Source organism: Streptomyces sp. 147326 (assembly GCF_045000215.1).
Lineage (GTDB): Bacteria > Actinomycetota > Actinomycetes > Streptomycetales > Streptomycetaceae > Streptomyces.
Window position 1 is genome coordinate 422,213 of the sequence record NZ_CP134201.1, and the last position, 25,982, is coordinate 448,194.

Consider the following 25,982-nt stretch of genomic DNA (forward strand, 5'->3'; position numbering starts at 1 on the left):
TGCGCCCGTTCACCCGACGCCCGGGGCGCAGGCCTGGCGCCACTGAACCGTTCGGAGGAATGCAGTCATCAATCCGGCCCAACAGGCGAATGCGTGGACGATCGAGGCATCTCGGCGGTGCTAGCTTCCCATCGGCACGAGACCGTGGAGGTCCGGTATGAGGGAACTGACCATTATTCCGTCGGGTACGGCGTCATCGTGTGGGGCATGCCCCTCACGAAAGCCGGCGAACACCGCTCTGCCTGCTCAGGGGCTTCGACAAGAGCTTCACGACCTCGTCCGACGCGCTGCGGCGGAAGGGGCGGATGAGGTCGAGTGCGGCTCTGACTCCCCTCTCGAGTTGCGCCTTCCTCTCCGGTCCGCCATGCCGTTCGTCAGCGAGTTGCATCATGAGGCAGTCGGGGACCGCCATGCGTGGGTGGGTGTAAAGGAAGCAGCCCTGGCGGTTCTCGACGAGGCCCAGCACGAAATCATGTGCCGGCTGGTGGAGGGCGAGGCGCCGGGTCATGTGGCGGCGTCCGTCGGGTGGGAGGCTGTCTCCGGGACCATCTCCGTCGTTTCCGCGTCCGGCCTCGTCAGCGGCCTCACCGGCTACCGCGATCGCACACGCCTCGGTGTCACCCGATTCGCCCGGCTGCACTTGACCCGCTCCTGCCAGTTGGAGTGCGTCCACTGCTATGCGGATTCCAGCCCGAGGGTCGACCGTAGCAACGAGCTTCCGACGTCCCGGTGGATGCGATTCGTAAGGGATTTCGCCGCACAGGGCGGAGAGCGTGTCCTGTTCACCGGAGGCGAGGCGCTTCTGCACGACGGCTGCCTGGAGCTGATGGGGAACGCACGGGACCTCGGATTGCACGTCACGCTGTTCAGCAACGGTATTCAAGTGCCCCGGCTGGCCGACGAGATCCACGCGAAGGTCGACCAGGTCCAGATCAGCCTCGACGGACCGGACGCGGGATCGAACGACGTGGTCCGCGGCAAGAACACGTTCAATCATGTCATCCGCGCTCTCGACGCCCTCGCTGAGCGCGGGACGGAGACCCGGGTCGGCATGACGATCGTGCCGTCCGCCTGGGCGGAGTGGGTTGAGAAGTTCGACCGGATCCGGGAACGCTACGCCGGCGCCCCGAGCGTGTCGTTCAGGCTCAGTTACGGCGTGATGGCATACGGGCGAGGGGTCGAGGTCGACAACACCGAGATCGCGCCCAAGCATGAGGTGGATGCCTTTCTGAACGCCGTCAACGGGGACAGCCCGCCCCAGATCACCCGGCACACCTCCGGCTGTGGCTACGGCGAGCAGATCGTGGTCGCGCCCGACGGCTCCGTGCATCCCTGTCACCTGCTGGATGGTGCCGTCTGCCATCTCGATGACATGGCGCTCACGGACATCACACGGCTCCTGGCCGGGCTGGCCCGGCAGGTCGACGTCGATCACGTCGAGGGGTGTCGAACGTGTGAGATCCGCTACCTGTGCGGTGGAAGCTGCCGGGTGCTGGCGGGGCGGGCAACGGGGTCCCGGCTGCTCACCACGTGCACGCCGGACAAGAAGCGCGACAAGTACCGAAATCTTGTCGCTTCGTTCGGAACGGCCCACGGGGCCGGTGAAGGAGGACTGACATGAGCGAGTCTCCCGAGAAGAAGTACCGCATCGAAGGCAGCGGCGAAGCCGGTACGGGTTCCGTTCCGGAGAACATCACGGTTTCCGTGCCCACGGCGGAGATCGAAGTCGACGGTGAGTCGATCGCGATGGCCGTCGACCCGGAGTTCGTGATCCGGTTGGAGGGCCTTTGCCTCCCCGAGCTGTTCGACCAGAGCAGGGACATGCTCGAGTCGTGCGGGCAGGGTTGCATCAGCACTCCCGGAGGGCCCAGTTGCTGAGCGGGGAACCGTCCGAAGTGCCCGCCGGTCCGCGGCGTGAGCGGCAATGACCGACACGCTCGGCCTGGCGGACCTCATTGCGCCGATGCCCCTGGACACGTTTTTCGGCCACCACTGGGACCGGGAGGTCCTCCACAGTGGCCCCGTGCCGGGGGTGGGGGAGCTGATCTCCTGCTCGGACATCGAGTTCCTCGTCGCCTCGCTGGGCCACGGCGACCCTGACTGGATCCGGCTGGTCAAGGGCGGCCGCTCGGTCGAACCCGGCGCGTTCACCACCCGTGACGCCTCGCCCTCCCTGCCCGCGGTGCTCGCCGCGGTGCGGGAGGGCTACACCTTGCAGTTGGCGAAGGTCCAGAAGCGGCACCCCGCAGCTGCCCGACTGTGCCGCGCGGTGGAGCACGGTTTCCTGCAGAACCGTGTCCCCTTGTCCCGGCATGCCGGATCGCATCTGTATCTCACTCCCGCGGGTTCGGTGGGACTGCGGCCGCACTACGACGACCACAGCGTCCTGGCCTTGCAGGTGGCGGGAAGCAAATTGTGGCGGATCTGGGCTCCGGAGCTGGAGTTCCCCATCGAGCGCGGTGCGTTGCGGAACGACCGGCTCGGGGAGCCGCACCTCGAGGTGCTGCTCGAACCGGGCCATGTGCTGTACGTTCCGCGTGGCTGGGTGCACGAGGCCGAATGCCAGGAGAGCACCTCGATCCACCTGACGGTCGATCTGTATCCGGTCACCTGGCTCGATCTCGCCACTCGGGTGTTGCGTGACCGTACCGAGCTGCGTGAGGCGCTGCCGGCCGGAGTGTGGTCGCCGGAGAGCCACGGAGCGTTGCGGGAGGGTCTCGCGGACCGGCTCAACCGTGTGCCGAGCGTCGAGAGCCTGGGCGCGACGTGCAACGCGTTCGTCGAGGAGTTCCTGCAGTGGATCACCCCGCTGCCCTCGCAGCGCCCGGGTTCACTGGCGGGACGGCCCGACGTTCGGCGGACGTCGGTGGTCAGGGTCCGCCAGGACGCGCTGCCTGTGTTGCTCCGGTATCCGGGCGGACTGCGGATGTCGTTCGCGGGATCGGGCCTGGAGGGTTCTGGAGTCGCCGAGGAGGTCCTGCGCTACCTGGAGACGTGCGGCAGTTTCACCGTGGCCGAGCTGCCGGGCTGTCCGACGGACGAAACCAGGCTGAAACTCGTGGAAGGGCTGGTCGAGCGGGGACTCCTGGAGCTACTTCCGGAACGCTGACAGCGGGTGAGCGCCCGACGTCGGGAGCAGCGTACCGACCTGCCGGCCCGTTTCGCGGCAGAGCAGGCCGACGAGCCGGGTGTAGTCCTCTGACAGCGCGTGCAGGGTCGTCAGGCTCACCAGTTCCCGGTCGGCGACCAGCTGTGTGCGGACGGTGCCGTTGACCTCACTGGTGAGCATGCTCACCGGTCTGGGCGCGAGACCCGCGTGGAGTCGCATCGGCGTGAGGGTCACCGTGCCTGGCCGGAGCACCGCCGGACCCTGGTGATCGAACGCCACGCTGATCTGTTCGGGCGTCCAGAGGTGTGCGGTCCCCAGGTGGTTGGCCCGTGCGTCCGCGACGCGCGCTCCCACCGCGCGCACCACCTTCTCGAAGGTGTCCTCGCCCGACCACACGCAGCGCAGAGGGAGCATCTGCGCCAGCGGTCCGACGATCGTCTGGAGGCCGGGCATCCCCAGCCTTCCGGTGTCGGGCATCCAGGTCAGGACGTCCTGTGTCTGCGTGTGGACACCCACGGTCAGCTGAAATGCCGCCAGGAGCACGGACTGCGAGGTCACGCCGCACCTCTTGGCGGTGAGTTCCACGGCTTGGGCAGCCTGCCGCCCGATCACGGCGCCGACGGTGGTCGTACGGAAGGACCGGGCGGCAGGCGGCGTGAGATCTGCCAGGTCAGCCGGCGGAGGGCAGGCGCGCAACCGTTCCCGCCACTGGTCGGCCTGCGGCCGGACCGCCTCACGGAAGGCGTTGCTGCGGCGCCATTCCGCGTACTCGGGATAGCCGGCGCGGAGTGGCGCAGGAGGCATGCAGCCCTGCACGCGGTGGAAGTAGTAGCGGCTCAGGTCCCGCAGCAGAAGTTCCAGCGACCACGCGTCGGCGACGGCTCCGTGAGCGACCAGGACGAGGACGTGGTCATGCGGCGCGCGCCGGAAGACGGTCACCCGGGCGAGTGGCGGCCGCCCCAGGTCGAACTCCCGCTCCGTCTCTTCGGCGATTTCCGAGCGGAGCTGTACCTCGGTCGTCACGCTCCTGAGGGAGAAGAGCGATCCGGCGCCTTCGTGGACCCTCTGCAGCCAGCCGTCATCGGTGCGGTGGAAAGCGGTGCGCAGTGCACTGTGCCGTGAGAGCACCTGTTCGGCGGCCCAGGCGAACTGTGCGGGGTCGAAGGGGCCGGTCAGGCGGACGGCCAGACGCACGTGGTGCACCGGATGCGCCGGATGGGCTGCGCGTGATTCCAGGAACCCTCGTTGGGTGGATGACGGGGGCGACTCCGCCGTACCGGGGCTCGGAAGGAGGCCGCCCGGCAGGGGGTCACCGGTTCGGGGGCCGCCGGCCCCGCGGAGCCGGTCGGCGAGCTTCCTGGGCGTCGGCGCCAGAAAGACGTCACGGACTTCAGGTGTCCGTCCCAGCATCCTGCCGAGCCGTGTGACCAGTTCGACGGCGCCTACGGAGTCCCCACCGCGGTGAAAGAAGTCATCGGCGACCGAGACGGTGTCGTCTTCCAGAACGTGCCGGAAACATGCAACGACGACGGCCTCCGTAGGGCTGAGGGGTCCTCGCTCCTCGTCGGCGCCGGGCAGGAGGACGCTCTCCCCGGCTCCGGCGAGTGCCGCGCGGTCCAGCTTTCCCGCCGCGTTCCGCGGGAGTTCGCCCACAACCGTGAAGCGGGCGGGCACCATGGACGCGGGGAGCCGTTCAGCCAGGAAGGAGCGGATCCCGGCGAACGTCGGCCGGCGGCCCGGAACGCACACCACGTGTGCCTGGAGTGCTCGAGGTCTTCCGTCCCGCTCCACGGGCGTCACCGCGCACTCGCGGACGTCCGGGTGCTCCATGAGGGACAGCTCTACTTCTCGTGGCTCGACGCGCTGCCCGCGCAGCTGGACCTGGTCGTCGCTCCTGCCGTGGTACCAGAGCGTTCCGTCCGGGGCGTACCGGCCGAGGTCCCCTGTCCGGAACATCCGGCCGCTGCCCTGGCCACGGAAGGGATCGGGCACGAATCGCGCGCTCTCAGCACCGTCACGATGGCGGCCCAGGTACCCGCGGGCGACCTGTACTCCGCCGATGCAGATCTCCCCCACGCTTCCGGGTGGCAGGGGCTCCAGCTGTGGGCCGAGGACGTACACCTGGGTGTGCGCCGCTGGTCGGCCCAGCGCGACCGCTGTCCCGATGGAGTCTCGTTCGACGCGGTGGGACGTGGCCGTGATCGTCGTCTCGGTGGGGCCGTACATGTTGAACAGCGCGGCCCGCGTCGTCCGCAGGCAACGAAGTGCGGTCGCGGCCGTGAGTTCCTCGCCCCCGCAGTGGATGCGCCGTACGCTGCCCAGTCCGTCGAACCGAGGGTGGGTCAGGAGGGCATGGAGGTGAGTCGGCGTGAGGTTGAGCACGGTCACCGCGTGGCGTCGGCACAGATCGAGCAGGTATCCCGCGTCGCGCTCGGCGCCGGAGTCCGCGACGACGAGTGTGCCCCCGCAGACCAGGGTGCCGAAGGCTTCCCACAGGGCGGCGTCGTAGCCGACGGTGTATTTGAAGGGAACACACTCGTCCGGACCGAGTGGGTGCTCGGCCCGGAGCCAGCCGAGCTGATTGGCGAACGCCTCGTGCTCGACGAGCACTCCCTTGGGCCGGCCCGTGGATCCGGAGGTGTAGATCGCGTATGCGGCCCGGCCGGGTGGCGGGTCCGGAACGGTGGGGGGCGGTGCGGCCGCAGGCACTGCCCTGCGGGGAGAAATGACCACGGCCTGATCCGATAGCTGACCGAGGCGCTCGGCGTCCGGTTCGCCGATCAGTACACGCGCTTGCGCGTCACGGATCGTGAACAGCAGCCGGTCGACGGGATCCTCCGCGTTGAGGGACAGGAAGGCGCCGCCCGCTTTGAGTACGGCGAGGGCGGCGACAACCCAATCGGCCGACCGCGGAAACAGGATGCCGACGATGTCTTCCGGACCGACACCGTGGGCGGTCAGTTCGTGGGCGAGCCCGTTGGCCGCTCGGTCGAGTTCGAGGTAGGTGAGGGTACGCCCGTGGTCCTCCCGCACAGCGGGCTTGTGCGCGTGTGCGAGGGCCGAGCGCGCGAAGAAGGCCAGGACGTGACTCCCGCCGGATTCGGGCGAGAGGGAGCTCGGTACCTGCATGACTCTCTCCGATGGCATGACCAGGGGTCAAGCGGGAACCTGCTGTGACCGTAGAGGGGTCCGTTGGAGGGAAGCGAGGGGGCGCAGGACCGGGTTGTCATAGGGACTTCCGTCCTGGTCAGGAGCACGCAGCACGTCCCGCTCGCCCCAACTGCGCACGCACCGCTGGATGAGCGCGTCGGCGGTGGTGTCCGGGGCGGCGCAGCGCAGGGCCGTGTCGATCCACCTCCGATCGTCCAGCGCGGCGAGGGATGCGAGCAGGAGACGGCATTCCGTGTCCCGTTCCCTGGAGAGGAGTTGCACCGCCCGCTTGCGACGCATGTCGGTGGTCAGCGCGGCCGCGAACGGCTCCCCCGTTCCCGGCCACTGCTTCTCGCAGAGGGCCAGTACCTCGGGCAGACGTGCCGCACCCTCCCTCGAGCGTGCGAATTCCGCCGCCGCGAGGAAGCCGGTGTGGGGGTCGGAGGCGCGCAGCAAGGCCTCGGTCGTGTCCATCAGACCGGCCGCGCCCGACCGGACCAGCATGGCGAGGAGCTGTGTGCGGCGCGTGCGCTGTGGGCTGGTGCGGGCTGGATCCAGCTCCACTGTGGGCGGGAAGTAGGCGAACTCCGTTTCTGCCTGCGCTTTCGCGCAGGTGCGGGCCACGATGGTCACGCTGGGCAGGCCGAGGTGGACGACGGAGTGAATGAGGCTGGAGTCGGGCAGAATCTGCCGTACCTCCCCGGGGACCAGGACCTCCACCTCTGTCGGCTGGAGCTCGCCGAGGGCGAAGTGCGGTGAGAAGCGACGCTGTTGGGTGAACACGTGGCGGGTGTGCAGGCTGCGTCCGGCAAGGACCCCGAAGGCGCCCGAGAAGCTGTGGCTGTGGACGGCGGTGCTGCTGTCGAGCCAGAACAGTGCGTCGATATGGAACTCGCCGTTCCAGAAGAGAGTCAGCGGTGGCTGGCCGAACGTGTGGTCCAACCTGGCCTGGTAGGGCAGGTTGTCCGCGGTGAGGCCCCAGTGCGCCACATCGGCACGGCTGATGGAGTGGCGTCCGAATCCCTCGGCCAAAGCACGGGCGGCGATAGCAGCGAAGGATTCACGGGCTTTGCCGGCCCGGTCCCAGTCACGAGTGATGGCGGCGGACACGTCGGCGGTGAAGGCAGTGACCTCTCGAACGGCGTGACCTGAGACGCTTTCAGCAGTTCTCTGTTGCATGACCACCTTTTCATGACCTTCGCGAAGAATGCCCAGAAGGTAGCATTCGGAGGTCTCCGGTGCGCGGATCTCGTGCTATGTCGCCGCTGTGACGGCTGCGCCACCAAGTGCCGCTGAATCCGCCCGGAACGAACGCAGGAGGGAGAAGACCATCACCGGGAAACCGTGGGTTCTGGGAATCAGCGCCTCGCACAATGGAGGCGCGTGCCTCCTCCACGGCGATGAGATCGTCGTGGCCGTCCAGGAAGAACGTCTGTCCGGCACGAAGAGGGACCGCATCGCGGGTTCCAGGCCGAGTCTCGCCATCGACTACTGCCTCCGGCACGCGGGAATCACGCCGAGGGAACTCGATCTCGTCGTGCTGTGCGCCCAGGGCCCGGCCGACTCAACCGAAAACGACATCACGCTCAACCCACAGCTCCAAGTCGTCGCGAACGGCGTCCGGTGGACCCACATCTCACACCATCTCGGACACGCGCTCAGCGCCTACGCGGTGTCCGGGTTCAACGAGGCCGTGGTACTCGTCGTGGACGGCGTGGGCTCCCCCGCCGAGGACCTCTCCGCCGCGGAGCGCGCGGCCGTAGTCGGCCCGCTCGACGGATGGGAGATCGTCTCCGTCTACGAGATGTCCGGCACCTCCGTGGCCCCGGTGGAGAAACAGCTGGTGCCCGATGGAAGGTGGCTGCTGCGCGACGGCATCGGAATGCTGGACTTCGCCAGCATCGGAGGCATGTACTCGGCAGTCGCCCAGCAAATCTTCGGACACGCGCTGGACGCCGGCAAGGTAATGGGGCTTGCACCCTTTGGCCGGGCCAAGTTCGCTCCCGAGGACTTCCTCTCCGTCGACGGCCCGACGGTGAAGTTCAGCAGGACCGTGCCCCGCGCCTTCCCCCATGACGACCGCTGGCCGCAGCGGCGCGAAGAGTACGCCGACCTGGCCGCATCCGTTCAGGCCGCACTTGAGACCGCAATCTGCGGCATCCTCGGCCGGATCAGGGCCAGCAGCCGGTCACGGAACCTGTGCTACGCCGGCGGAGTGGCCCTCAACTGCGTGGTGAACGAGCAACTCTGGCAGGAGTCGGGCTTCGACGAGGTCTTCGTTCCCCCCTTCGCCGAGGACAGCGGACCGGCGGTCGGCGCCGCCTACCACGGACTGTGGGAGCTCACCCGTACGCACACCGCGGTCAGACTGCGGGCGGACGGTCTGGGCCGGCCCTATTCCGAGGAGGAAACAGACCGCGTCGCACACTCCGTTCCGGGAATCCGGCTCCGGGCCCGCTCGGCCGAGACGACCCTGGACATGGCCGCAAACCGATTGTCGAACGGCGACATCGGAGGATGGTTCCAGGGGCGCAGCGAATTCGGCCCTCGCGCACTCGGCCACCGCAGCATCCTGGCCGATCCCCGCCGCGCCGGAATCAAGGAACGACTCAACGCGGAAATCAAGCGGCGCGAGGAGTTCCGGCCCTTCGCCCCCGCGGTCACCGCCGAGAACGTCAGCGACTGGTTCCACGTGCGCGAACAGCAGACGGACAGCCCGTTCATGCTGCGCACATGGCCGTTCCGCGATGCGGCAGCAGAGCGGGTTCCCGCCGTGTCGCACGTCGACGGCAGCGCCCGCGTCCAGACGGTGCACGCGGCGAGCGAACCGCTCTTCCACGGGCTCATCCGGCGGTTCGAGACGCATACGTCCATCCCCATGCTCCTCAACACGTCTTTCAACGGCCCCGGCCAGCCGATCGTGGAAACCCCAGAGGACGCCGTCTGGACCATGCTCGAGCTGGGTCTCGACTTCCTGGTCCTGGAGGATCTCCTCATCGAGCCCGACCCGGAACTGCTCTGCGGGCCGGCCCCGGCGTTCCGATCCGTGCTGGGTCTTGTGCCCGTCATGGCCGCCACAGGCTACGACCTGGGCGTTCCGCTGCCGGACGGGCGGATGGTCACTGTTCCCGACCAGCGCTCGACGCTCTCCTTCAGCGTGCCCACGCCGTGGGGAATCAGGACGCAGAGCGTGCCGTTGGAGAACATGCAGCTTCTGGCACTCGTCGACGGAGAGTCCACAGGAGGGGACCTCCACCGTCGGCTCAACGAGGCCCGACGAACTCCTGTGGACGTCGACTCCACGGCACGGAGGCTCTGGGGGCTTCGCCGAACGGGAGTGATCCGGTTCCGGGCCAAGGTCTGACCGCACCGGCACCACCCGGCAGCCGTGGATCCGGCATCCCATCTGCGCGCGCCAAGCTGGACCAGCAACCTACGCGGGTCGGCACGGCCGGGCGCCCCGGTTGACCACCGAGGACCTCACCGCGATGCGAGCAGCGCCTCGGTTGCTGGTTCGCCGACTGAACCGCGCAGTCGTGCCAGGCCGGGCGACCTGGGCAGCCGACGGGGCGGCCTTGGGTCAGGCAGTGAGACGGCTGCTTCTTTCGGGTTGGCCCGTCGGCCCACCGTCGCCGACCGCGGGGTAGCCGAAGGAGCGGCTGGCCTCGGCGGCCGGCGCACTACTGGTGGTACGAAGGAACCGGCAGCGACCAGGAAGGCCCCCTCAGCCTGCTCCACGCCTGGACCCCTGCGGGCCGGACGGGCCGGACGGGCCGGACGGGCCGGACGGGTGAAAGTCGCCGCCGTGCCGTGCGGTCAGCGCGGGGTGCCGGCAGGGCCGTCTCGGTTATGCGAAGTTTTGAGATGGCATGTGCGCATTACTCGGCTCATCTCAGGGGAAGGGGATTCGGTGCCCGCATCGGATCGTGTAGCGCGCGGCGAGTTCTCGTACGCCGTCATCGGGCTGGACGGTAGGCCATTGCGCGTGAGTCTCGTGGACCCTCCGCGCGGGGAGTGCATCACACTTCCCGAGGTCGCGGATCCGGGATCCTCCTCGCCAGCGTTCGCGCCGGCCAACAACACGAACGCCGTCGCGACCGCTTGGACGGAGCCCGACTGTGCCGGCGACTATGTCGTTCTCCAGCCACATGGCGAGCCTCAAGCACGAGGGGAACTACGCTCGGTGCGGTTCGCCCCGGCACAAGCGGACGAGTAGCCCCTGCAGCGGGCGATCGCGTCCGCGCTCATACGTCCGTCCACCCGGACGCGGTACGCCTGGGAGCGGACGACTGGTCCGCCCGCCATGTGATCGCTGAGATTCTGGACGAGACTGTCAAGGACCTCCGCAAGGCCGCGATCGGGCTGACGCTTCGTCCCCAACCCCTCTCTTGATCCATCGTCCACGGGGGCGGGCGTATGCGGCGGCGCGCCCTCGGAGGCCGGCCGGTACCTGACCTGACGCAGTGCGACCCCGCACCCTCCCGGGCCCGGTCCACGACGACGGGTTACCGGACCCGCTCTCGCGCCGCAGCCGGCGTCTCGGCCAACGCCCGGGGAGCCGGCATCGCCCGCGCGGGGCTCTGCCCCCACCACGACCTGCTCGGCTGCGTCCACCCTGCCGAACCCAAACCGGCAGTGGTCCGCGGTCCGTCCGCGCGTCGCCGAGCTCCGCGGGGGAAGTCCTCGAACCCGGGTGGCTGCGGGGGCAACTGCGGCCTGGACCTGTTGGAGCAGGCGTTCCCAGGTACTGCTGGCCGACCACAACCGGTGGCGTTCATAGACCGTCTTCCACGGGCCGAACCGTTCGGGTCACACCACTGCACACCGGTCCGCACCCGATGCAGAATCCCGTCGATGCCGTCCACTGCGCCCGAGCCGGCTTCATCCGATCCGGCCGGCCCTTGGGCGGCGGAGGCCCCAGTTCCGGCCGCATGCGCACGGATCGCCGCCTCCACCTCGCCGCCACCTTCATCCGGCCGTCAACGCGATCCGAAGGAAGCGCCCTCAGGGCCGCCTTCCGCGGACTGTCCGGTCACCAGGCTCTGCAAGTACTCCCGGCCCCGCGTGAGCTGTCCGGGCAGGTCTGCGGCCGCCGGGTACCAGCGTTTCTCGTACTCCCAGCAGAGCCAGCCGTCCGTCGGTGCCGCGGCCACTACCTCGGGGAGGGGCAGGACTCCGGCGCCGAGACCGGTCGGGGTCAGGTCCTGCGCCGACCGTACGTCCTTCACCTGTACGTAGCCCAGGTGCGCGGCCAGGGCCCGCCGGGACTCGGCCGGGCGTTCCCCGCCGAGCCAGGTGTGCAGCACGTCCCACAGGGCGCCGACGCCCGAGTGCGCGACGCGGTCGAGCACCCGGGCGGCCGCGGCGGCGGTGCGGTGCGAGTCGTGTGTCTCCAGCAGGAGCCGTACTCCGTGGCGCTCGGCGAACGGCGCCGCTGTCAGCAGGCGGCGCACGGCGTGGGCGTCGGCCGCCGCCTCGGTCAGGCCGGCCCCGCCCGGGAAGACCCGGACGTGGGGGGCCTCCAGATCGGCGGCGAGGCGGACCAGGGCGCGCAGTTCGGCGAGGACCGGCTCGTCCGCGCCGGGGGCGGCCACCCTGGCGTAGCCCGCGACGGCCAGGACGGAGATGCCCGCGGCGTTGAGGGTCCGCAGTCCGGCATCGCGCTCGGCGGCCGGGCTGTCGGGGTGCAGGGGTTCCTCGGGGTGGGCCCGCAGCTCGAGGCCGTCGAACCCATGGGAGGCCGCGAGGGCCGCGCTGCGGTCGAGCGGCGCGCCGGGCAGGCCGAGTGTGGAGAAGGCGTACTTCACGGGCGGCCCGCCACGGTCGGGGGCGGCGCGGTGGAGGCGCGCACCATCAGCTCGGTGGGCAGCGTGGTGATACCGCCCGGCGGCTGCGGCCGGCGGCCGGTGACCAGTTGGGCGGCGAGCGCGCCGGCCTCGCGCAGGGGTACCCGGACGGTGGTGAGCGCGGGGGCGGTGTCCGCGCAGATGGGCAGGTCGTCGAAGCCGGCGACGGACAGCTCGCTGTGCCGCGGCGGGTTCTTCACCGCGGCCGATCCGGCCGGCCGGGCGGCCGCGCTGGCCGACAACCGCCGGGCGGTGGAGGAACCCGCCGAGCTGGACGCCGACACGCTGGTCCTGGTCTCGGGCGGGCTGCCCGCGGGCGACCGGGACCTGGCCGGGGCGCGCGGGCGAATAGCCGAGATCCTGGGCGAGTTGGCGCCGTGGGCCGCCGCGCACCGGGTTCGGCTGGGGATCGAGCCGCTGCATCCGATGTTCGCCTCGGACCGTTGTGTGGTCTCCACCCTCGGCCAGGCCCTGGACATCGCCGAGCAGTTCCCGGCGGAGCAGGTGGGGGTGGTGGCCGACGCGTACCACCTGTGGTGGGACGAGCGGCTGCCCGCCGACCTGCTCCGGGCCGGCGGGGGCGGGCGCATCGTGTCCGTCCAGGTGGCCGACTGGGTGACCCCGCTGCCGGAGGGCGTGCTGCTGGGGCGGGGACAGCTCGGCGACGGATCCATCGACCTGCGGGGCTTCCGGCAGCTGGCCGACGCGGCCGGCTACCGGGGCCCGGTGGAGGTGGAGATCTTCAGCCCGGCTCTGTGGGTCCGGGACGGTACGGAGGTGCTGTGGGAGGTGATCGAGCGCTACCGCAAGCACGTGGACTGAGCGGACGGAGGGAGCGGGTGGTGGATCAGCCCTCGTAGTCGTACTTCATGCCGATGCCCAGGGTGCTCTGGGTCGGGAGGATCCCGGCGCCGACGATGTCGAGGACCGGCGGGAGGAGGAGTTCCGCGAGCCGGGCCACTTCCTGAGGGCTCAGCGCCGACCATGGGGCCGAGGCCAGTTCGTCGGTGAGCTTCTCGACGGCGGTGCGCATCGCGAGTCCGGCTCCGGTGGCCGTGCCGTCCTCGGCCAGCAGGTTCCGGGAGGCGAGCCGGGCTCGGCCGGCGTTCCACTCCTGGGCGGACCACTGACGGCTCTCGAACCACTCGGCCGGGGCGGCTCCGGCGCCGGAGTGCAGGACCAGCGACTCGACCGGGTCGAGGTGGTGGGCCTGGAGGGCCGCGAGGTGGCCGTCTCCGCGGTGCTCGCGCAGGATCGTCGCCGCGTGCCAGAGCACGGCGTGCGGGGCGTCGGGCCAGGGCAGGGCCGCGTTGGCGGCGCCGAGCGGGCGGCCCGCCGTGACGGCGGCCTCGGCGGCGCGCCGGGCGAGCCGGGCCGCCTCGGCCAGCTCCGGGGAGGCGGTCCGCGCGCCGAGGAGGGTCCGCAGGGAGCGGTCCGCGGCGACGGCCCGGGCCGCGAGCACCCGGGCCGGCGGGGCGGTGTGCCAGGTCTGCGCGAGGTACCGCTCCACCATGGTGGGGCTGAACCTGAAGAAGAGGGCGTTCACGAGTTCCGATGCGGCCGGGCCGAGAGGGGCGGCCCGGAAGGCGAAGTACATGGGCCACCGGTCGTCGGTGGCGTAGCCGAGCGCGCCGGCCTCCTCGTAGGCCTCGGGTGCGAAGTAGACGATGGCGTGTACGGGTTCGAGCAGCTGCCACAGCTGCCGGACCGTACCCGGTTCATGTGCGGCGCTGTACGTCATATCGCTTTCCCCCGGGGTCGGTTGGTGCACAAACGACAAGAGGTCAGCGTAGGTCAGGAGGGGCGGGAGGGGGTGGTGAGGGTGGGGACCCAAGGGTGACATAACGTGCCCAGCATGGATCAGGAGCACATAGCCGGGCCGACAGGGGACGGCGAAGGCGCAGGCAGGCGGCGGTTCCTCGCGATCGCGACGGGGGCGGCCACGGCTGCGGGGCTCGGTGCGGTGGCAGGCTGCGCGGGCGGGGACGGCGGTGCCGGTGGGCAGGGCGGAGAGCGGGCCGGCGGCCCCGCGGCGCCGGGCGGCAAGCCGTCGGCGGCGGGTGCGCACGGTTTCGACGTCACGGCCGAGAACGCGAAGCAGGGCCATGCCGACTGGCCGGTGACCAAGGCCGGTCCGGCGCGTGCCATCGAGGGCTTCGCGGACAAGGTAAGCGTCCTGCCCGGCGAGTCCTTCGGTCTGCACGTGTCGACCACCGCGCCCCGGTTCACCGTCTCCGCCTACCGGATGGGCTGGTACGGCGGGGCCCGCGCCCGGCTGGTGTGGCGTTCCGAGGCCCTGCCGGGGGCGCGCCAGCCGGAACACACGGTGGACACGGGCACCCGGATGGTCCGCACGCGGTGGGCCCGTACCGCCACGGTCGAGACCAAGGACTGGCCGGAGGGCTGCTACCTGCTGCGGCTCGACGCACAGGGCGGCGAAGGGCAGCGCTTCGTGCCGGTGACCGTCCGGTCGGCGGCTACGGCCGGGCGTACGGTCGTGGTCAACGCGGTGGCCACCTGGCAGGCGTACAACCGGTGGGGCGGCTACGGCAGCTACGACGGCCCCAGCGGCGGCTACGCCTCGCGTTCGCTGTGCGTGACCTTCGACCGGCCGTACGAGTACGACGACGGCGCGGGCCTGTTCCTGGTGTACGAGGCCCCGCTGATCGCGCTGGCCGAGCGGCTCGGCATACCCCTCGCGTACGCGACCACCACCGACGTGGCGCGGGAGAAGCGGCTGCTGGAGGGTGCGGCGGCGGTGCTCTCGCTCGGGCACGACGAGTACTGGTCCCCGGAGCAGCGGGCCCACTTCACGGCCGCCCGCGACGCCGGCACCAACATCGCGGTCCTGGGCGCGAACTGCTGCTTCCGCCGGATCCGGCTGGAGGCCTCCGACCTGGGACCGGAGCGCACACTGGTCTGCTACAAGTCCTCCTACGACCAGGACCCGGGGTTCAAGCGGGGCCATCCGGCGACGGTGGACTTCCGTTCGGCGCCCGGGGCGGACCCGGAGAGCTCGTTGCTCGGCGTGATCTACGACGGCTATCCGGTGGACGCCCCGTACGTGGTGACCAACCCGGGCCACTGGCTGTTCGAGGGCACCGGCGCGCGGTCCGGCGACCGCTTCGAGCACCTGGTCGGCGTGGAGTACGACAAGGTCAACACCGGTTTCCCGACGCCCCGGCCGATCGAGATACTGGCCCATTCACCCGTGGTGTGCGAGGGCCGCCCCAGCCACCAGGACACGGCGTACTACACGGTGGCGAGCGGGGCGGGGGTGTTCGCGACCGGCACGATGCGGTGGGTGGAGGCCCTGGACGCGACGGGTGACGGCCGCAGCGGCAGCAACCACGGACTGGACGCGCGGTCCGGGGCGCTGACCACCCGGGTGACGGAGAACCTCCTGCGGGTCTTCGCGGCGGGGCCGGCCGGCCGGTCGCACCCGGCGCAGGACAACGTCAAGGCCGTGTACGGGGGTTCCTGAGACCAGTGGATCCGGGGCGGAGGGGCGGAGGGGACGCGGAGGTGAGGGGTGGACTTCGTCCGGACGGGGTGCCTAGGATCGTGATCACGGCATCGCGTGTCGGTCACCGGCTGGGTGAGGCATGGAGGCGCCCGTGATGTGCCTTTCGGAGGCATTCACTCATGTCCGTACAGCTGAACCACACGATCATCCACTCCCGTGACAACCGGGAGTCCGCCGAATTCCTGGCGCACGTCCTCGGCCTCCAGGTCGGGAGCGAGTGGGGACCCTTCATCCCCGTCGAGACCGGCAACGGCGTCACCCTGGACTTCGCGACCATCCCGGCCGGGTCCATCACCCCGCAGCACTACGCGTTCCTCCTCTCCGAGGAGGAGTTCGACGCGGCCTTCGAGAAGATCCGGTCGGCGGGCGTCCCGTACTTCGCGGATCCGCACGGCAAGCACCCCGGCGAGATCAACCACAACGACGGGGGCCGCGGGGTCTACTTCACCGACCCGGCCGGGCACGGGATGGAGATCATCACGCGCCCGTACGGCTACCAGGAACCGGGCACGAACGGCTGATCCGGCCACCACCACACCGGGGGATCACCACACCCGCCTCATGAGCCGGTGGCGGCCATCCGTTCCATGACCGCCACCGGCAGCGCCGGGTTCAGCGCCGCCGCCCCCGCCGTCTCCTCCTCACCGAGCAGCCCGATCAGGACCGGCACGGGCAGCCGCGGATGCCGGGCGGCCGTCGCACGGACGCCGCTGTCCGGGTCGTCGAGCATCCGCACCGCGGAGTCCACCGACAGCCGGGGGTCGGCCGCGGCGCGCTGCCGGACCTCCGGGTCCTCGTCCCGGCTGAACCGTTCCACCAGCCCGGGCGTCGAGTCCGGGTCGTCGAGCGCCAGTTGCCGCAGCCGCGGATGCGGGTCCTCGGCGTAGCGGAGCAGGTCGCGCCGCGGGAAGTTCGGATGTCCGTAGGGCCGGTCGGGGGTGGAGAGGCTGCCGTTCCACCACTGCCACACCTCCAGAAGCATGTCCGCCGGCGCGTCGTCGCACCGCTCGGCGAGGAAGAGCCGTACGACCCGGTCCTCGTCGCGGGCCAGCCGTTCCACCACGTCCGGCGGCAGCCGCCGGGCCGTCGCGACACTGCTGCGCAGCAGCAGGTGACTAGAGGCCGCGAGGCGGCGCATGGCCTCCTCGTCCTCGTGCAGCGCCACCACCCAGGGGATCGGGCGGCGCATCCGCCTCGGGTCGATGTCCGCCTCCACGGCTGCCCGCTGCTCCTCCGTCAGCTCGGGTCGCAGGGACACCGCGAGGCGTACGTCGTCCTGCGGGTCGGCGGCGAGGAGCTCGACCAAGTCGCGGTCCAGGTACGGGTTTTCGGCGAGGCGCCGGCGCACCTCCGGGCCCGCGTCGGCGCAGAGACGTGCGGCGAGGTCCCGGTCCAGCCGGAGGGCGGCGACGTCATGGGCAGCGCTGACCGCCTCGAAGTCCGCCTCCGTGATCGGCTCCTCGTCCTGCCGGGCCACCACGGCCGCCACCCGCACCCGCTCGACCGGATCCGCGGCCAGCCGCGCCCGGACCACGGCATCGAGGTCCGGCCAGGCCGCGTGGCAGGCTGCCGCCCGGACGGCGGGCACCGGGTCGGCGGTCAGGGCCACCGCCGCCGCCGCGGGCACGGCGGGCAGTTCGAGAAGTGCTTCCCGGACCGCACCGGACGGCACTGGCGAGCACCTCGTACGCCTCGTCCGTGAGCCGGGCCCCTGCCGCGGCCGCGACCGTGAGGAGGGCGTACCGCCGCCGCCCGGGCTCTTCGGCCAGCAGCAGCCGGGCCCAGCGTTCCGCCGACATCCCCCGCTGGACCCATGTCTCCGCGAGCCGGGCGCGCACCGACCACTCCGGGTGGTCCACGGCGGCGTCCAGCACCGCTTCGGGCAGGTCACGGCGCCAGAGCAGGTGGCCCGGGGTCGTGTCCAGCAGCCGCACCAGGATCCGCTCGGGTACGGCGCGGTTCCAGGGCAATGCCTCACGGACGCGTTCCGCGACGACCGTCCCGTACTTCAGCCCGGCCCACTCGTCCTCGGTTCCCCGCGTGCTCTCCATCCACGAAAAGGTAGACGTGTTCGGCGACCACGGATCACCCGGGCCCCTGCATGACCTGCACCTGCCCGTCGTGGTCCACGGTGAGCGCCACCCGTTCGACCCGGTTTCCGACGGCCAGCGCGATCCACACGATGCCCCAGAGCAGGCAGGTGAACACGGTCAGGATGGCGTGGAGCACGTGGTTCACGGGCTGTCCGCGCACGAGGACCGCCTGGGTCGGGGAGCGCGACTCCACCCGCCAGCCGGTCACGACGTACTGGCCCACCGTCCAGTCGAGGATCGCCGTGCGCAGAGCGGCGTCCACGGGGTGGCCGTCCCCGGGAGGGAGCAGGCCGTCCGGCGGCTGTGGCGGCACGCCCCAGTGCCGGGATGCGTCACGCTTCGGCATCCGGCTCGCCTCCCGCACCGTCGGCGTCATCGGTCCGGTGACCTTCGTCTGCTCGGCCATGCATCCAGCCTGCCTGGCAGCGGGGAGTCCGGCACGCCGAGGGTGGGGGGCTGCGGGAAAGCAGGGACAGTCGCAGACGCCGTCGAACGGCAACGCCCGGACGAGAGTCGAGCTCTCGTCCGGGCGTTTTCCCGAACCCGCGGTTCGGCGTGGCAGGGGCGGCAGGATTTGAACCTGCGGCCTTCGGTTTTGGAGACCGGCGCTCTGACCAGCTGAGCTACACCCCTTCGGTGGGACCAACCTTGGCACGGTCCGACCCGGAGATCCACTCTATTTCTCGCTCAACCGGGTGCGAGTCGCTCGCCGGTGTGGGCGCCGGAGCTCTTCAGCCAGTCGATCAGTTCGGCGTTCTCACTCGTCAGGGCGATGTCGAGCGGGGTGAGCCGGTCGTAGCCGATCCAGTCGATATCCGCTCCGTGAGACAGCAGACAGCGTGCGGTGGACAGCCACCCTCCGTGGCAGGCCTGCCAGAAGGCGCTGGTGATGTCCTCGGGGGCGGCGCCGACCGCGAGGAATTCCTCGACCCGGTCGAGCAGACCGAGGGCGGCGGCGTCCTGCAGGTCGGGGCGGGCTCCGCGGGCGACCAGCCGGCGCGCGGCCCGCCACTGGCCGAAGCCGCAGGCGTCCGTGAGCGGGGTGCCGCCGCCGAGGACGGCGGCGGGGGCGTTGACGTCGGCCCCGGCGGCGACGAGGGCGTCGACGGCGGCCACGTCGTCGTTGCTCGCCGCCCAGTGCAGCGGGGTCTCGGCGTGCGCCCCCGCGAACCGGGCCGCCGGGTCGGCTCCGGCGGCGACGAGCGTACGGATGACCGCGGCCGTGCCGGGGTAGTGGCCGGGCCAGTCGGTGGCGATGTGCAGCAGGCTGCGCTCGCCGGCCGCCGCACCGCGCTTGACGATCCGGGCGGAGGCGAGTCCCGGGTGCGCGTCGAGGAGGTCCCGCAGACCCGGCAGGTCGCCGCCGCGGATCGCGGCCGTGACGGCGACGGCGAGCGGATCGCCGGATTCGAGGGACCGCACGAGGCGTTCTTCCATGAGCCTTCCCCAGCCCTTCCCCAGCTCTTCCTCAAGCCCTTCCCGCGTCCGGCGCCCACCCTACGGGCCCGGGGCGGCGGGCCGTGGGTGGCGGGAGCCGAGGGCGCGGAGGATCGTGAGCAGGGTGAACCGTGCGACGGGGGGTTCGTCCGCACCCCGAAGCCGGGAGCCGGGCCGCAGTCCGGGCTGTGCGCCGCGGCGTCGCGGCCGCCTCCGCGGCTCCTTGGTGGCGCTCGCCCTCCTCGCCCCCGCCCTGCTGGGCGCGGCCCCCGGCGGCTCCGGCGAGACGATCTCGCTCGCCGGGAACGAGCCCGGCCAGCGGCTCGACGTCACCCTCACGCAGGTGGTCGACCCGGCGAGCCCGGCCGACCCCGAACCGGAGCCGGAGCCTGTGCCCAACCCGGAGCCCGATCCGGAGCTCGCGCCCACACCCCCGCCCGGCGGATCCGACCGGCTCGTCGCCGCCCGGTTCCGGCTGGAGAACACCGGAACCGCCGTCTACCGGGACTCCCCCGCGCCGTCCGCCCACCTCCTCGACAGCAACGGGCAGCGGTTCACCGGGCTCAACGTCCCCACGACGGCAGGCCCGAACTTCCCCGACACCGTCACACTCGACCCCGGCGGCACGACGGAGGGCTTCATCACCTTCCGGCTCCCCGAGGACGCCGGCCTGGCCGCGGTCCAGTTCGCCCTCAACGGCGGCCTCGCCGACGACGTGGGCCAGTGGAGCCTCCCGCAGGACCCGCGCCCGGACTCACGCCCGTAGAGCGTGGTCCGGCGCCCGGACCCGCGCTCGGACTCACGCCCGTAGAGCGTGCCTCCCGGGCCCCGGGGAGCGAGTTTCGGCCACCCCCCTTGACCGCTCTGGTCCAGACCAATAGTTTCCGGCATGCACCGCGCACGCGCTCACGCCCACTCCCCGCCTCCGCAAAGGAAGCCCATGCGCCGCAGCATGCTCGGCAGGCTGGCCGTCGCCGCCTGTTCCCTCTCCCTGCTCACCGCCTTCGCACCCGCCTCCGGTGCGGACGGCGGCGGGGCGGGCGGACCCGGCCGCTCGTACAGGAAGGTCGGCTACTTCACCCAATGGGGCGTCTACGGGCGGGACTTCCAGGTCCAGGACCTCGAGGCGAACGGCTCCGCCGGCAAGCTCACCCACATCAACTACGCGTTCGGCAACGTCAGCCCGCAGGGCACGTGCTTCACCGGGAACGTACCCGGCGAGGCCGACGCCTGGGCCGACTACGTCCGCCCGCTGGACGCCGGGAACTCCGTCGACGGGGTCGCCGACACCCCGGAGCAGCCGCTCGCCGGCAACTTCAACCAGCTGCGCGAGCTCAAGGCCAGGCACCCCGGCCTCAAGGTGCTGATCTCGCTGGGTGGTTGGAGCTGGTCCACCCACTTCTCGGACGCCGCGCTCACCCCGGCCTCCCGCAAGGCCTTCGTCAAGTCCTGCATCGACCTCTACATCAAGGGCAACCTCCCGCAGAACGGCAGCCGCGGCGGCGCGGGAGCGGCCGCCGGCGTGTTCGACGGGATCGACCTCGACTGGGAGTGGCCCGGATCCGCGGGCGACACCGACACGAAGTTCCGGCCGGAGGACAAGCGCAACTTCACCGAGCTCGTCAAGGAGTTCCGCACCCAGCTCGACGCGTACGCGAACAGCCAGCGGAGGAAGACGAAGTACGAGCTGACCGCCTTCGTCCCGACCGCGCCCGCCAAGATCGACGCGGGCTTCGACGTCCGCCGGATCATGCGCGACCTCGACTTCGTGACCCTCCAGGGCTACGACTTCCACGTCTCCGGCGAGTCCAGGACCGCCCAGCAGTCCGCGCTCTACGCCCGGGGCGACTTCAGCGTCGACGGCACGGTGGACGCCTGGCGCCTGCGCGGAGCGCCCGCGCACAAGCTGGTGATGGGCATGCCCTTCTACGGGCAGGGCTGGACCGGCGTCAGCGGCGGCGGGGACGGCATGGGACAGCCCGCCACGGGCCCGGCGCCGGCCACCTGGTCCGCCGGGTACGAGGACTACAAGGCACTGAAGAAGCTGGCCGACTCCGGCACCTACCAGGTCCACCGGGACCGGCGCGGGGGTCATGCCTGGCTGTTCGACGGCACCACCCTGTGGACCTACGACGACCCGCAGGTGCTGCGTACCAAGACCGCCTACGTCCGCGAACACGGCCTGGGCGGCGCGATGTTCTGGTCGCTCGACGCGGACACCTCCGACGGCGAGCTGATGACGGCCGTCGACCGCGGGCTGCGCGGACGCTGACCGGCGCCGCCGGGCCGCGGAAATCCATCCGGCCCGGCGGTGTCCCTCCACGTACGCTCCCCCGCATGCGGAACTCGACGGTACGGGCGGTCAACCACCTGACCACGCGCTGGGCCGCCGCCCAGGCCCCGGCCGGGGACACGGGCACCGTGTTCACCGCGGCCGGGGTCTGGCCGCTGCTCGCCCTGCTCGCGGACGGATCGGGCGGTCCGGCCCGGGCCGAACTGGCGCACGCCGTGGGCATACCCGCCGAAGCCGCGGCCGGGGCCGCCTGGGAGCTGCCGGCCGCGCTGGCCGCGTACGGGGTCTGCGGACGGCGACCGGGCTGTGGGCCAAGGCCGGACTCCCGCTGGCGGAGGACTGGTCGGCGAAGCTCCCGGCCGGCGCCCGTGGCACGCTGACCGGGGACCCGGACGCCGACGCCAAGGCGCTCGACGCGTGGGCGTCGGACCGTACGGGCGGGCTGATCGAGCGCATGCCGGTGCCCCTCGACGAGGACAGCCTGCTGGTCCTCGCCTCCGCGCTCACGCTGCGGCTGAGGTGGATCCAGCCGTTCGACGAGGCGTACGGAGAGCCGTCCGCCGGGCCGTGGGCCGGCCGGCCCGTGCGCACGCTGCTCCGGAGCACCTCCCTGCTCGACCGGGCCCGGGTGGCGCACGGCCCGTCCGGTGCGGTCACCCTCCTGGAGGTCGTCGGAGCGGCGGGAGTCGACGTCCACCTCGTGCTGGGCGAGCCCGGAGCGCCGGTCGGTGACACGCTCACCACCGCGATCGCCGCCGTCACCAGGGCCCTCCCCGCCACGGGTACGAGCCTGCTCCCGGACGGGAGCCCCGGTCCGGGACTGGCCGTCGGCACCGTGGCCGACCACTCTCCCGAACCCCGGCTGGACATCGAGACGGTGACCTTCGAGGTGCGGTCCGAGCACGACCTCCTGGACCACGCCCGGCTGTTCGGGCTGGAAGCCGCCACCGACAGGGACCACGGTCACTTCCCCGGCATCAGCTCCCAAGCGCTGGCCATCGCTTCGGCCCGGCAGTCCGCACTGGCCCGGTTCCACGCCGAGGGCTTCGAGGCCGCGGCCGTCACCGCCTTCGGGGCCGCGGCCGGCTGCGCGGCGACGCGGCCCCGGTACCGGGCGCGCCGGGCCGAGGTCCGCTTCGACCGGCCGTTCGGGTTCCTGACCGTCCACCGGACATCGCGGCTGGTCCTGGCGGCCGGGTGGGTCGCCGAGCCCGACTCCCGCTAGGTCGTCTCTTTTGGATCTTGTCGGTTAAGCCCGCGTCGTCTGGTGCCGTGCATCGCAAGGCGGAGGGGTGCCCGAGTACTGGACGTACTTGGGTGCCCCGACAACGCGGCGAGGTGCGGTGCCTGGGGGTACCTCCCAGTGGTAGCTGGGGGAGCGGCGCGGGTCAGGCAAGATCCAAAAGAGACGGCCTAAGTCCCGGCCCGGTGGGCGGCGGCCAGGGCCGCCGTCTCCTCGAAGGAGGGGACGTGCCCGGTGCCGCCGCGGCCGGAGACCGAGAGGGAGGCCGCGGCCGTGCCGTACGCCACGGCGTCCGCGAGGGTGTCGCCGAGGGCGAGCCGGGCGGTGGTGGTGCCGGTGAAGCAGTCGCCCGCACCGGTCGCGTCGACCGGTGCGGGGTTCACGGGCACGGGGTGGTAGGCCGCCCGCGTGCCGTCGTCCAGCAGCAGCCGGTCCGCGCCGGCGGTGACCGCCACCGTACGGGCGCCGAGCGCGCGGAGGCGGGCCGCGGCGGTGCGCGGATCGGCGGTGTCCACGAGGGCCCGCGCGTCGGCCGGGCAGGAGGCCTTGAGCAGCCCGGTCAGCGGGGCGATCCGGGCGAGCAGCTCCCGGGCCTCGGCCCGACCGGTCAGCCGGGAGCGGAAGTTGGGGTCGTACGAGAGGTGTCCGCCCGCCCCGTGCACGAGGTGCGCGGCGGCCAGTACGGCGCTCCGGCTGCTCGGCGACAGGGCGCCGGTGATGCCGCTGGTGACGAGCGATCCGCAGCGGGTCAGCAGCTCGCGCCAGGAGTCGATGTGCGCGGGCGCGAGAGTGGAACCGGCGCTGCGGGTACGCCAGTAGACGAACTCACGGTCGCCGTCGGTGTCGGCGGAGAGCAGGTAGGCGCCGTTGGGGTGCGGGGCGCGGCGCACGTGGGAGACGTCCACGCCGAGCTCGGCGGCCCGGCGCAGCAGCGGGGTGCTGAGCTCGTCGTCGCCGACCACGGCGAGCAGGGCGGTCCGGGCCCCTGCCGCGGCCGCGGCGGCCGCCGCGTTGAGTACGTCCCCGGAGTAGGAGATGCGGGCCGGGGTGCCGTCGGCGGCCTCGCGCAGGGCGGTGCCCGCGTGGATCTCGACGAGGACCTCGCCGAGTACGAGGACGTCGTAGGCCGGGTCGGATCGCCGGGACACGGTCAACGCTCCCCGACCGCGTCCGAGCCGAAGTCGGCACCCGCACCCGCATCCGCATGCGTGTCGCCGTCGCCGTACGCGGGGCGCGGACAGGCCAGCCCGGCGAATACGGCGGCCAGTTCGACGGGGTCGGCCGGCAGGCCGTTGCCGATGCCGACGGCCGTCGCGCCCGCGGCCAGCCAGTCGGGGACCTCGGCGGGCCGGATGCCGCCGGTCGGGATGATCACCGCTCTGGGCAGGACGGCCCTGAGGGAGCGGACGAATCCGGGGCCGCCCACGTGGGCCGGGAAGACCTTGGCCGCGCCCGCGGCGCGGACGGCGGCGGCGATCTCGCCCGGGGTGAACCCGCCCTCGATGAAGACGGCTCGGCGGCGGCGGGCGACCTCCCGGACCTCGGGGGCCGGGTAGGGGGAGATCAGGAAGGCGGCGCCTGCGTCCAGGGCGGTACCGGCCTGCGCGGCGGTGGTGACAGTGCCGACGCCGATGAGGGCTGGGCGGCCGTGGGCGTCGTCGAGCGAAGCGGTACGGGTGAGGGCCTCGGCCCAGCCGGGGGTGGAGGTGGTCAGTTCGACGGCGCGGCAGCCGGCGGCGAGCAGGGCGGTGGCGCGGCGGACGGCCTGGTCGGCGTCGGCGTCGCGCAGCACCGGCAGCAGCCGCTGGGCCGCTAGCACCTCGTACGGGTGGCTGGACAAGGAAGACCTCCCGCTTGTTCCACGTAGCGGAACGACGTACCGTACAACGGAACTGTTTGGTCTAGACCCTACCCACGTCGGGAGTTCCCGTGTCAACGGATGTGGACGAAGTCCCCGAGGGTGCGCCCGGCGGACGCGGGCGGACCTCCGCGGCCGGTTCCGCGCTGGAGAAGTCCCTGCGCGTCCTGGAGGCGGTCGCGGCGCCCGGCGGCCCGCACCGGCTGACCGATGTGGCGACGGCGGCCGCGGTGCCCAAGTCGAGCACCTTCCGCATCCTGGCCTCGCTGGTCGAGCAGGGCTTCGTACGCCAGGAGGCCGAGAGCCGGTACGGGGTGGGGGCGCGGCTGCGCGGCCTGGCCGCCCTCGTCGGCGGCGGGGAGCCGCCGAGCATCGGACGCATCCTGGGCGAACTCCGGGAGAACACCGGCCAGACGGTCCATCTCGCCCTGCACAGCGGGGAGACGATCACCTACATCCGCAAGCTGGAGAGCGACCAGCCCTTCCGGACGGCCTCGCGCGTCGGCATGCGCATGCCGCTGCACACGACCGCGATCGGCAAGAGCATCCTGGCCCATCTGCCCGCCGATGAGGTGCGGGACCTGATCGCCGCAACCGGCCTGCCGCGCCGCACACCGCGGACGCTCACCAACGCGCGGGCCCTGCACGCGCAGTTGGCGGAGGTCCGCGCCCGGGGCTACGCGCTGGACGACGAGGAGAACGAGCCCACCATCCGCTGCATCGGCGCCGCGATCCTGGGCCCGTCGGGCCGGCCGGTCGGCGGGGTCAGCATCACCACCGTCACGTTCCTGGTCTCACGCGAGGAGATCGAGGCGTACGCACCCGCCCTGCGGGCGGCCACGGAGGCCCTGACTCCGCTGCTGTGACGCCAAGGCGATCGTTCACGGAAGCCGCAGGGAAGCCCCGTTGCGGCCGGTCCGGAAGAGGACGCCAGCGGGTGCGTGCGGCGGGGGGCTGCTCTAGCGTCGAAAGTGGAAGGGGAGGCTTTGCCGAGCCGGTCCGGTGCGGGGGCCCGGGCACAGCGGCCGTACACCGGCCCCGTGCGCTCGGCGCCGCTCCAGCGCGGATCCGGCACACCAGAGTCCTGGGCCGCGCGACGACGACCCCCGGAGAGCAGGTGCATCCCATGCGCACGTCGACCCGTTTCGCAGGTGTCCTCACCGGCCTGACCCTCGCCCTCGGTGGCGCGGCCCTCGTGGCCCCCGCCGCCCACGCGGACGTCTCGGCCTGCATCAACCAGGTCGAACGCGAGTTGCAGGGCGGTGAAGCCTCGGCCGCCATCCGGACGGCGTGCTACGACGCCCAGTCCGGCGACCACGCCAAGTGTGTGACCGGCCTGACCGCGAGCAGTGTGACCAACGGGACCGCGGTGAGCGCCTGCAAGGTGGCCCCCGACTAACTGATCGTTTCAGAATCAGGTCCTTCGG

22 protein-coding genes, 1 tRNA gene and 2 pseudogenes are annotated in these 25,982 nt (G+C 71.8%); 13 read left to right on the forward strand and 12 right to left on the reverse strand.

The features are described from left to right. Positions 1-364: 364 nt before the first annotated feature. Genes RIU97_RS02105 through RIU97_RS02115 form a run of 3 tightly spaced genes read left to right on the forward strand, consistent with a single transcriptional unit; the run spans position 365 to position 3,109 of the window. Positions 365-1,621, forward strand: a complete 1,257-nt coding sequence (locus RIU97_RS02105; RefSeq protein ID WP_404953011.1) for a radical SAM protein — start codon at positions 365-367, stop codon at positions 1,619-1,621. Continuing rightward, positions 1,618-1,878, forward strand: coding sequence for a hypothetical protein (locus tag RIU97_RS02110; RefSeq protein ID WP_404953012.1), 261 nt, complete (start codon positions 1,618-1,620; stop codon positions 1,876-1,878). The genes RIU97_RS02105 and RIU97_RS02110 overlap by 4 nt, the downstream gene beginning before the upstream one ends. 46 nt (positions 1,879-1,924) lie before the next feature. Then, positions 1,925-3,109, forward strand: coding sequence for a JmjC domain-containing protein (locus tag RIU97_RS02115; RefSeq protein WP_404953013.1), 1,185 nt, complete (start codon positions 1,925-1,927; stop codon positions 3,107-3,109). Here RIU97_RS02115 and RIU97_RS02120 read toward each other — a convergent pair. Beyond that, a complete protein-coding gene (locus RIU97_RS02120) occupies positions 3,092-6,238 on the reverse strand; it encodes an amino acid adenylation domain-containing protein (RefSeq protein ID WP_404953015.1) in 3,147 nt (1,048 codons plus the stop codon). The two genes, RIU97_RS02115 and RIU97_RS02120, sit on opposite strands and share 18 nt — an antisense overlap. A gap of 27 nt (positions 6,239-6,265) precedes the next feature. Next, complete coding sequence (locus tag RIU97_RS02125; RefSeq protein ID WP_404953016.1) at positions 6,266-7,369, reverse strand: hypothetical protein; 1,104 nt, start codon at positions 7,367-7,369, stop codon at positions 6,266-6,268. A 157-nt stretch (positions 7,370-7,526) separates the two neighbouring features. Here RIU97_RS02125 and RIU97_RS02130 point away from each other — a divergent pair, with 157 nt between their 5' ends. Next, positions 7,527-9,623 (forward strand): carbamoyltransferase, encoded by a 2,097-nt coding sequence (locus tag RIU97_RS02130; RefSeq protein WP_404953017.1) that lies wholly within the window; start codon positions 7,527-7,529, stop codon positions 9,621-9,623. Between the two features lie 1,349 nt (positions 9,624-10,972). On the opposite strand, the pseudogene RIU97_RS02135 reads toward RIU97_RS02130, so the two are convergent. The 3 genes and pseudogenes from RIU97_RS02135 to RIU97_RS02145 form a co-directional block, all read right to left on the reverse strand. Continuing rightward, positions 10,973-11,115 (reverse strand): annotated as a pseudogene (locus RIU97_RS02135) (transposase); the annotation flags it as partial. 123 nt (positions 11,116-11,238) lie between these two features. Then, positions 11,239-12,066 (reverse strand): sugar phosphate isomerase/epimerase family protein, encoded by an 828-nt coding sequence (locus RIU97_RS02140; RefSeq protein ID WP_404953018.1) that lies wholly within the window; start codon positions 12,064-12,066, stop codon positions 11,239-11,241. Beyond that, positions 12,063-12,389 (reverse strand): substrate-binding domain-containing protein, encoded by a 327-nt coding sequence (locus tag RIU97_RS02145; protein WP_404953019.1) that lies wholly within the window; start codon positions 12,387-12,389, stop codon positions 12,063-12,065. The genes RIU97_RS02140 and RIU97_RS02145 overlap by 4 nt, the downstream gene beginning before the upstream one ends. Here RIU97_RS02145 and RIU97_RS02150 point away from each other — a divergent pair. After that, positions 12,277-12,927, forward strand: a pseudogene (locus RIU97_RS02150) (sugar phosphate isomerase/epimerase family protein); the annotation flags it as partial. The gene RIU97_RS02145 and the pseudogene RIU97_RS02150 sit on opposite strands and share 113 nt — an antisense overlap. A 25-nt stretch (positions 12,928-12,952) precedes the next feature. On the opposite strand, the gene RIU97_RS02155 reads toward RIU97_RS02150, so the two are convergent. Then, entirely contained in the window at positions 12,953-13,846 is an 894-nt protein-coding gene (locus RIU97_RS02155; RefSeq protein ID WP_404953020.1) for an SCO6745 family protein, read from the reverse strand. Between the two features lie 114 nt (positions 13,847-13,960). On the opposite strand from RIU97_RS02155, the gene RIU97_RS02160 reads away from it, so the two are divergent. Then, positions 13,961-15,589 carry a N,N-dimethylformamidase beta subunit family domain-containing protein gene (locus tag RIU97_RS02160; protein ID WP_404953021.1) on the forward strand — a complete coding sequence of 543 codons (1,629 nt, stop codon included), beginning with the start codon at positions 13,961-13,963 and terminating at the stop codon, positions 15,587-15,589. A 161-nt stretch (positions 15,590-15,750) separates the two neighbouring features. Continuing rightward, positions 15,751-16,152 (forward strand): VOC family protein, encoded by a 402-nt coding sequence (locus RIU97_RS02165; protein ID WP_404953023.1) that lies wholly within the window; start codon positions 15,751-15,753, stop codon positions 16,150-16,152. 38 nt (positions 16,153-16,190) lie between these two features. On the opposite strand, the gene RIU97_RS02170 is transcribed toward RIU97_RS02165, so the two are convergent. The 4 genes from RIU97_RS02170 to RIU97_RS02185 form a co-directional block, all read right to left on the reverse strand. Continuing rightward, positions 16,191-17,303 carry a PE-PGRS family protein gene (locus tag RIU97_RS02170; RefSeq protein WP_404953024.1) on the reverse strand — a complete coding sequence of 371 codons (1,113 nt, stop codon included), beginning with the start codon at positions 17,301-17,303 and terminating at the stop codon, positions 16,191-16,193. 413 nt (positions 17,304-17,716) lie between these two features. Beyond that, positions 17,717-18,130, reverse strand: a complete 414-nt coding sequence (locus RIU97_RS02175; protein ID WP_404953026.1) for a hypothetical protein — start codon at positions 18,128-18,130, stop codon at positions 17,717-17,719. Positions 18,131-18,280: 150 nt separating this feature from the next. Continuing rightward, a tRNA-Trp gene (locus RIU97_RS02180) sits at positions 18,281-18,357 on the reverse strand. 54 nt (positions 18,358-18,411) lie between these two features. Beyond that, a complete protein-coding gene (locus RIU97_RS02185) occupies positions 18,412-19,161 on the reverse strand; it encodes an ankyrin repeat domain-containing protein (protein ID WP_404953027.1) in 750 nt (249 codons plus the stop codon). 226 nt (positions 19,162-19,387) lie between these two features. Here RIU97_RS02185 and RIU97_RS02190 point away from each other — a divergent pair, with 226 nt between their 5' ends. From RIU97_RS02190 to RIU97_RS02205, 4 genes are all read left to right on the forward strand, one after another. Next, entirely contained in the window at positions 19,388-19,927 is a 540-nt protein-coding gene (locus tag RIU97_RS02190) for a hypothetical protein (RefSeq protein ID WP_404953028.1), read from the forward strand. A 174-nt stretch (positions 19,928-20,101) separates the two neighbouring features. Then, complete coding sequence (locus tag RIU97_RS02195; RefSeq protein ID WP_404953029.1) at positions 20,102-21,433, forward strand: glycoside hydrolase family 18 protein; 1,332 nt, start codon at positions 20,102-20,104, stop codon at positions 21,431-21,433. Between the two features lie 65 nt (positions 21,434-21,498). Further along, positions 21,499-21,834 (forward strand): hypothetical protein, encoded by a 336-nt coding sequence (locus RIU97_RS02200; protein ID WP_404953031.1) that lies wholly within the window; start codon positions 21,499-21,501, stop codon positions 21,832-21,834. Positions 21,835-21,908: 74 nt separating this feature from the next. Beyond that, entirely contained in the window at positions 21,909-22,679 is a 771-nt protein-coding gene (locus RIU97_RS02205; RefSeq protein WP_404953032.1) for a serpin family protein, read from the forward strand. Positions 22,680-22,867: 188 nt separating this feature from the next. Here the strand turns inward: RIU97_RS02205 and RIU97_RS02210 are convergent, their stop codons facing one another. After that, the gene (locus RIU97_RS02210) at positions 22,868-23,845 is read right to left on the reverse strand and encodes a carbohydrate kinase family protein (protein ID WP_404953033.1); all 978 of its coding nucleotides are present in this window, start codon (positions 23,843-23,845) and stop codon (positions 22,868-22,870) included. Between the two features lie 2 nt (positions 23,846-23,847). Continuing rightward, on the reverse strand, positions 23,848-24,537 hold the full coding sequence (locus RIU97_RS02215; RefSeq protein ID WP_404953034.1) for a bifunctional 4-hydroxy-2-oxoglutarate aldolase/2-dehydro-3-deoxy-phosphogluconate aldolase: 690 nt from the start codon (positions 24,535-24,537) through the stop codon (positions 23,848-23,850). A gap of 89 nt (positions 24,538-24,626) precedes the next feature. On the opposite strand from RIU97_RS02215, the gene RIU97_RS02220 reads away from it, so the two are divergent. Continuing rightward, positions 24,627-25,421 (forward strand): IclR family transcriptional regulator, encoded by a 795-nt coding sequence (locus RIU97_RS02220; protein WP_404953035.1) that lies wholly within the window; start codon positions 24,627-24,629, stop codon positions 25,419-25,421. Positions 25,422-25,681: 260 nt separating this feature from the next. Next, the gene (locus RIU97_RS02225; RefSeq protein ID WP_404953036.1) at positions 25,682-25,954 is read left to right on the forward strand and encodes a hypothetical protein; all 273 of its coding nucleotides are present in this window, start codon (positions 25,682-25,684) and stop codon (positions 25,952-25,954) included. The last annotated feature ends 28 nt before the right edge of the window (positions 25,955-25,982 follow it).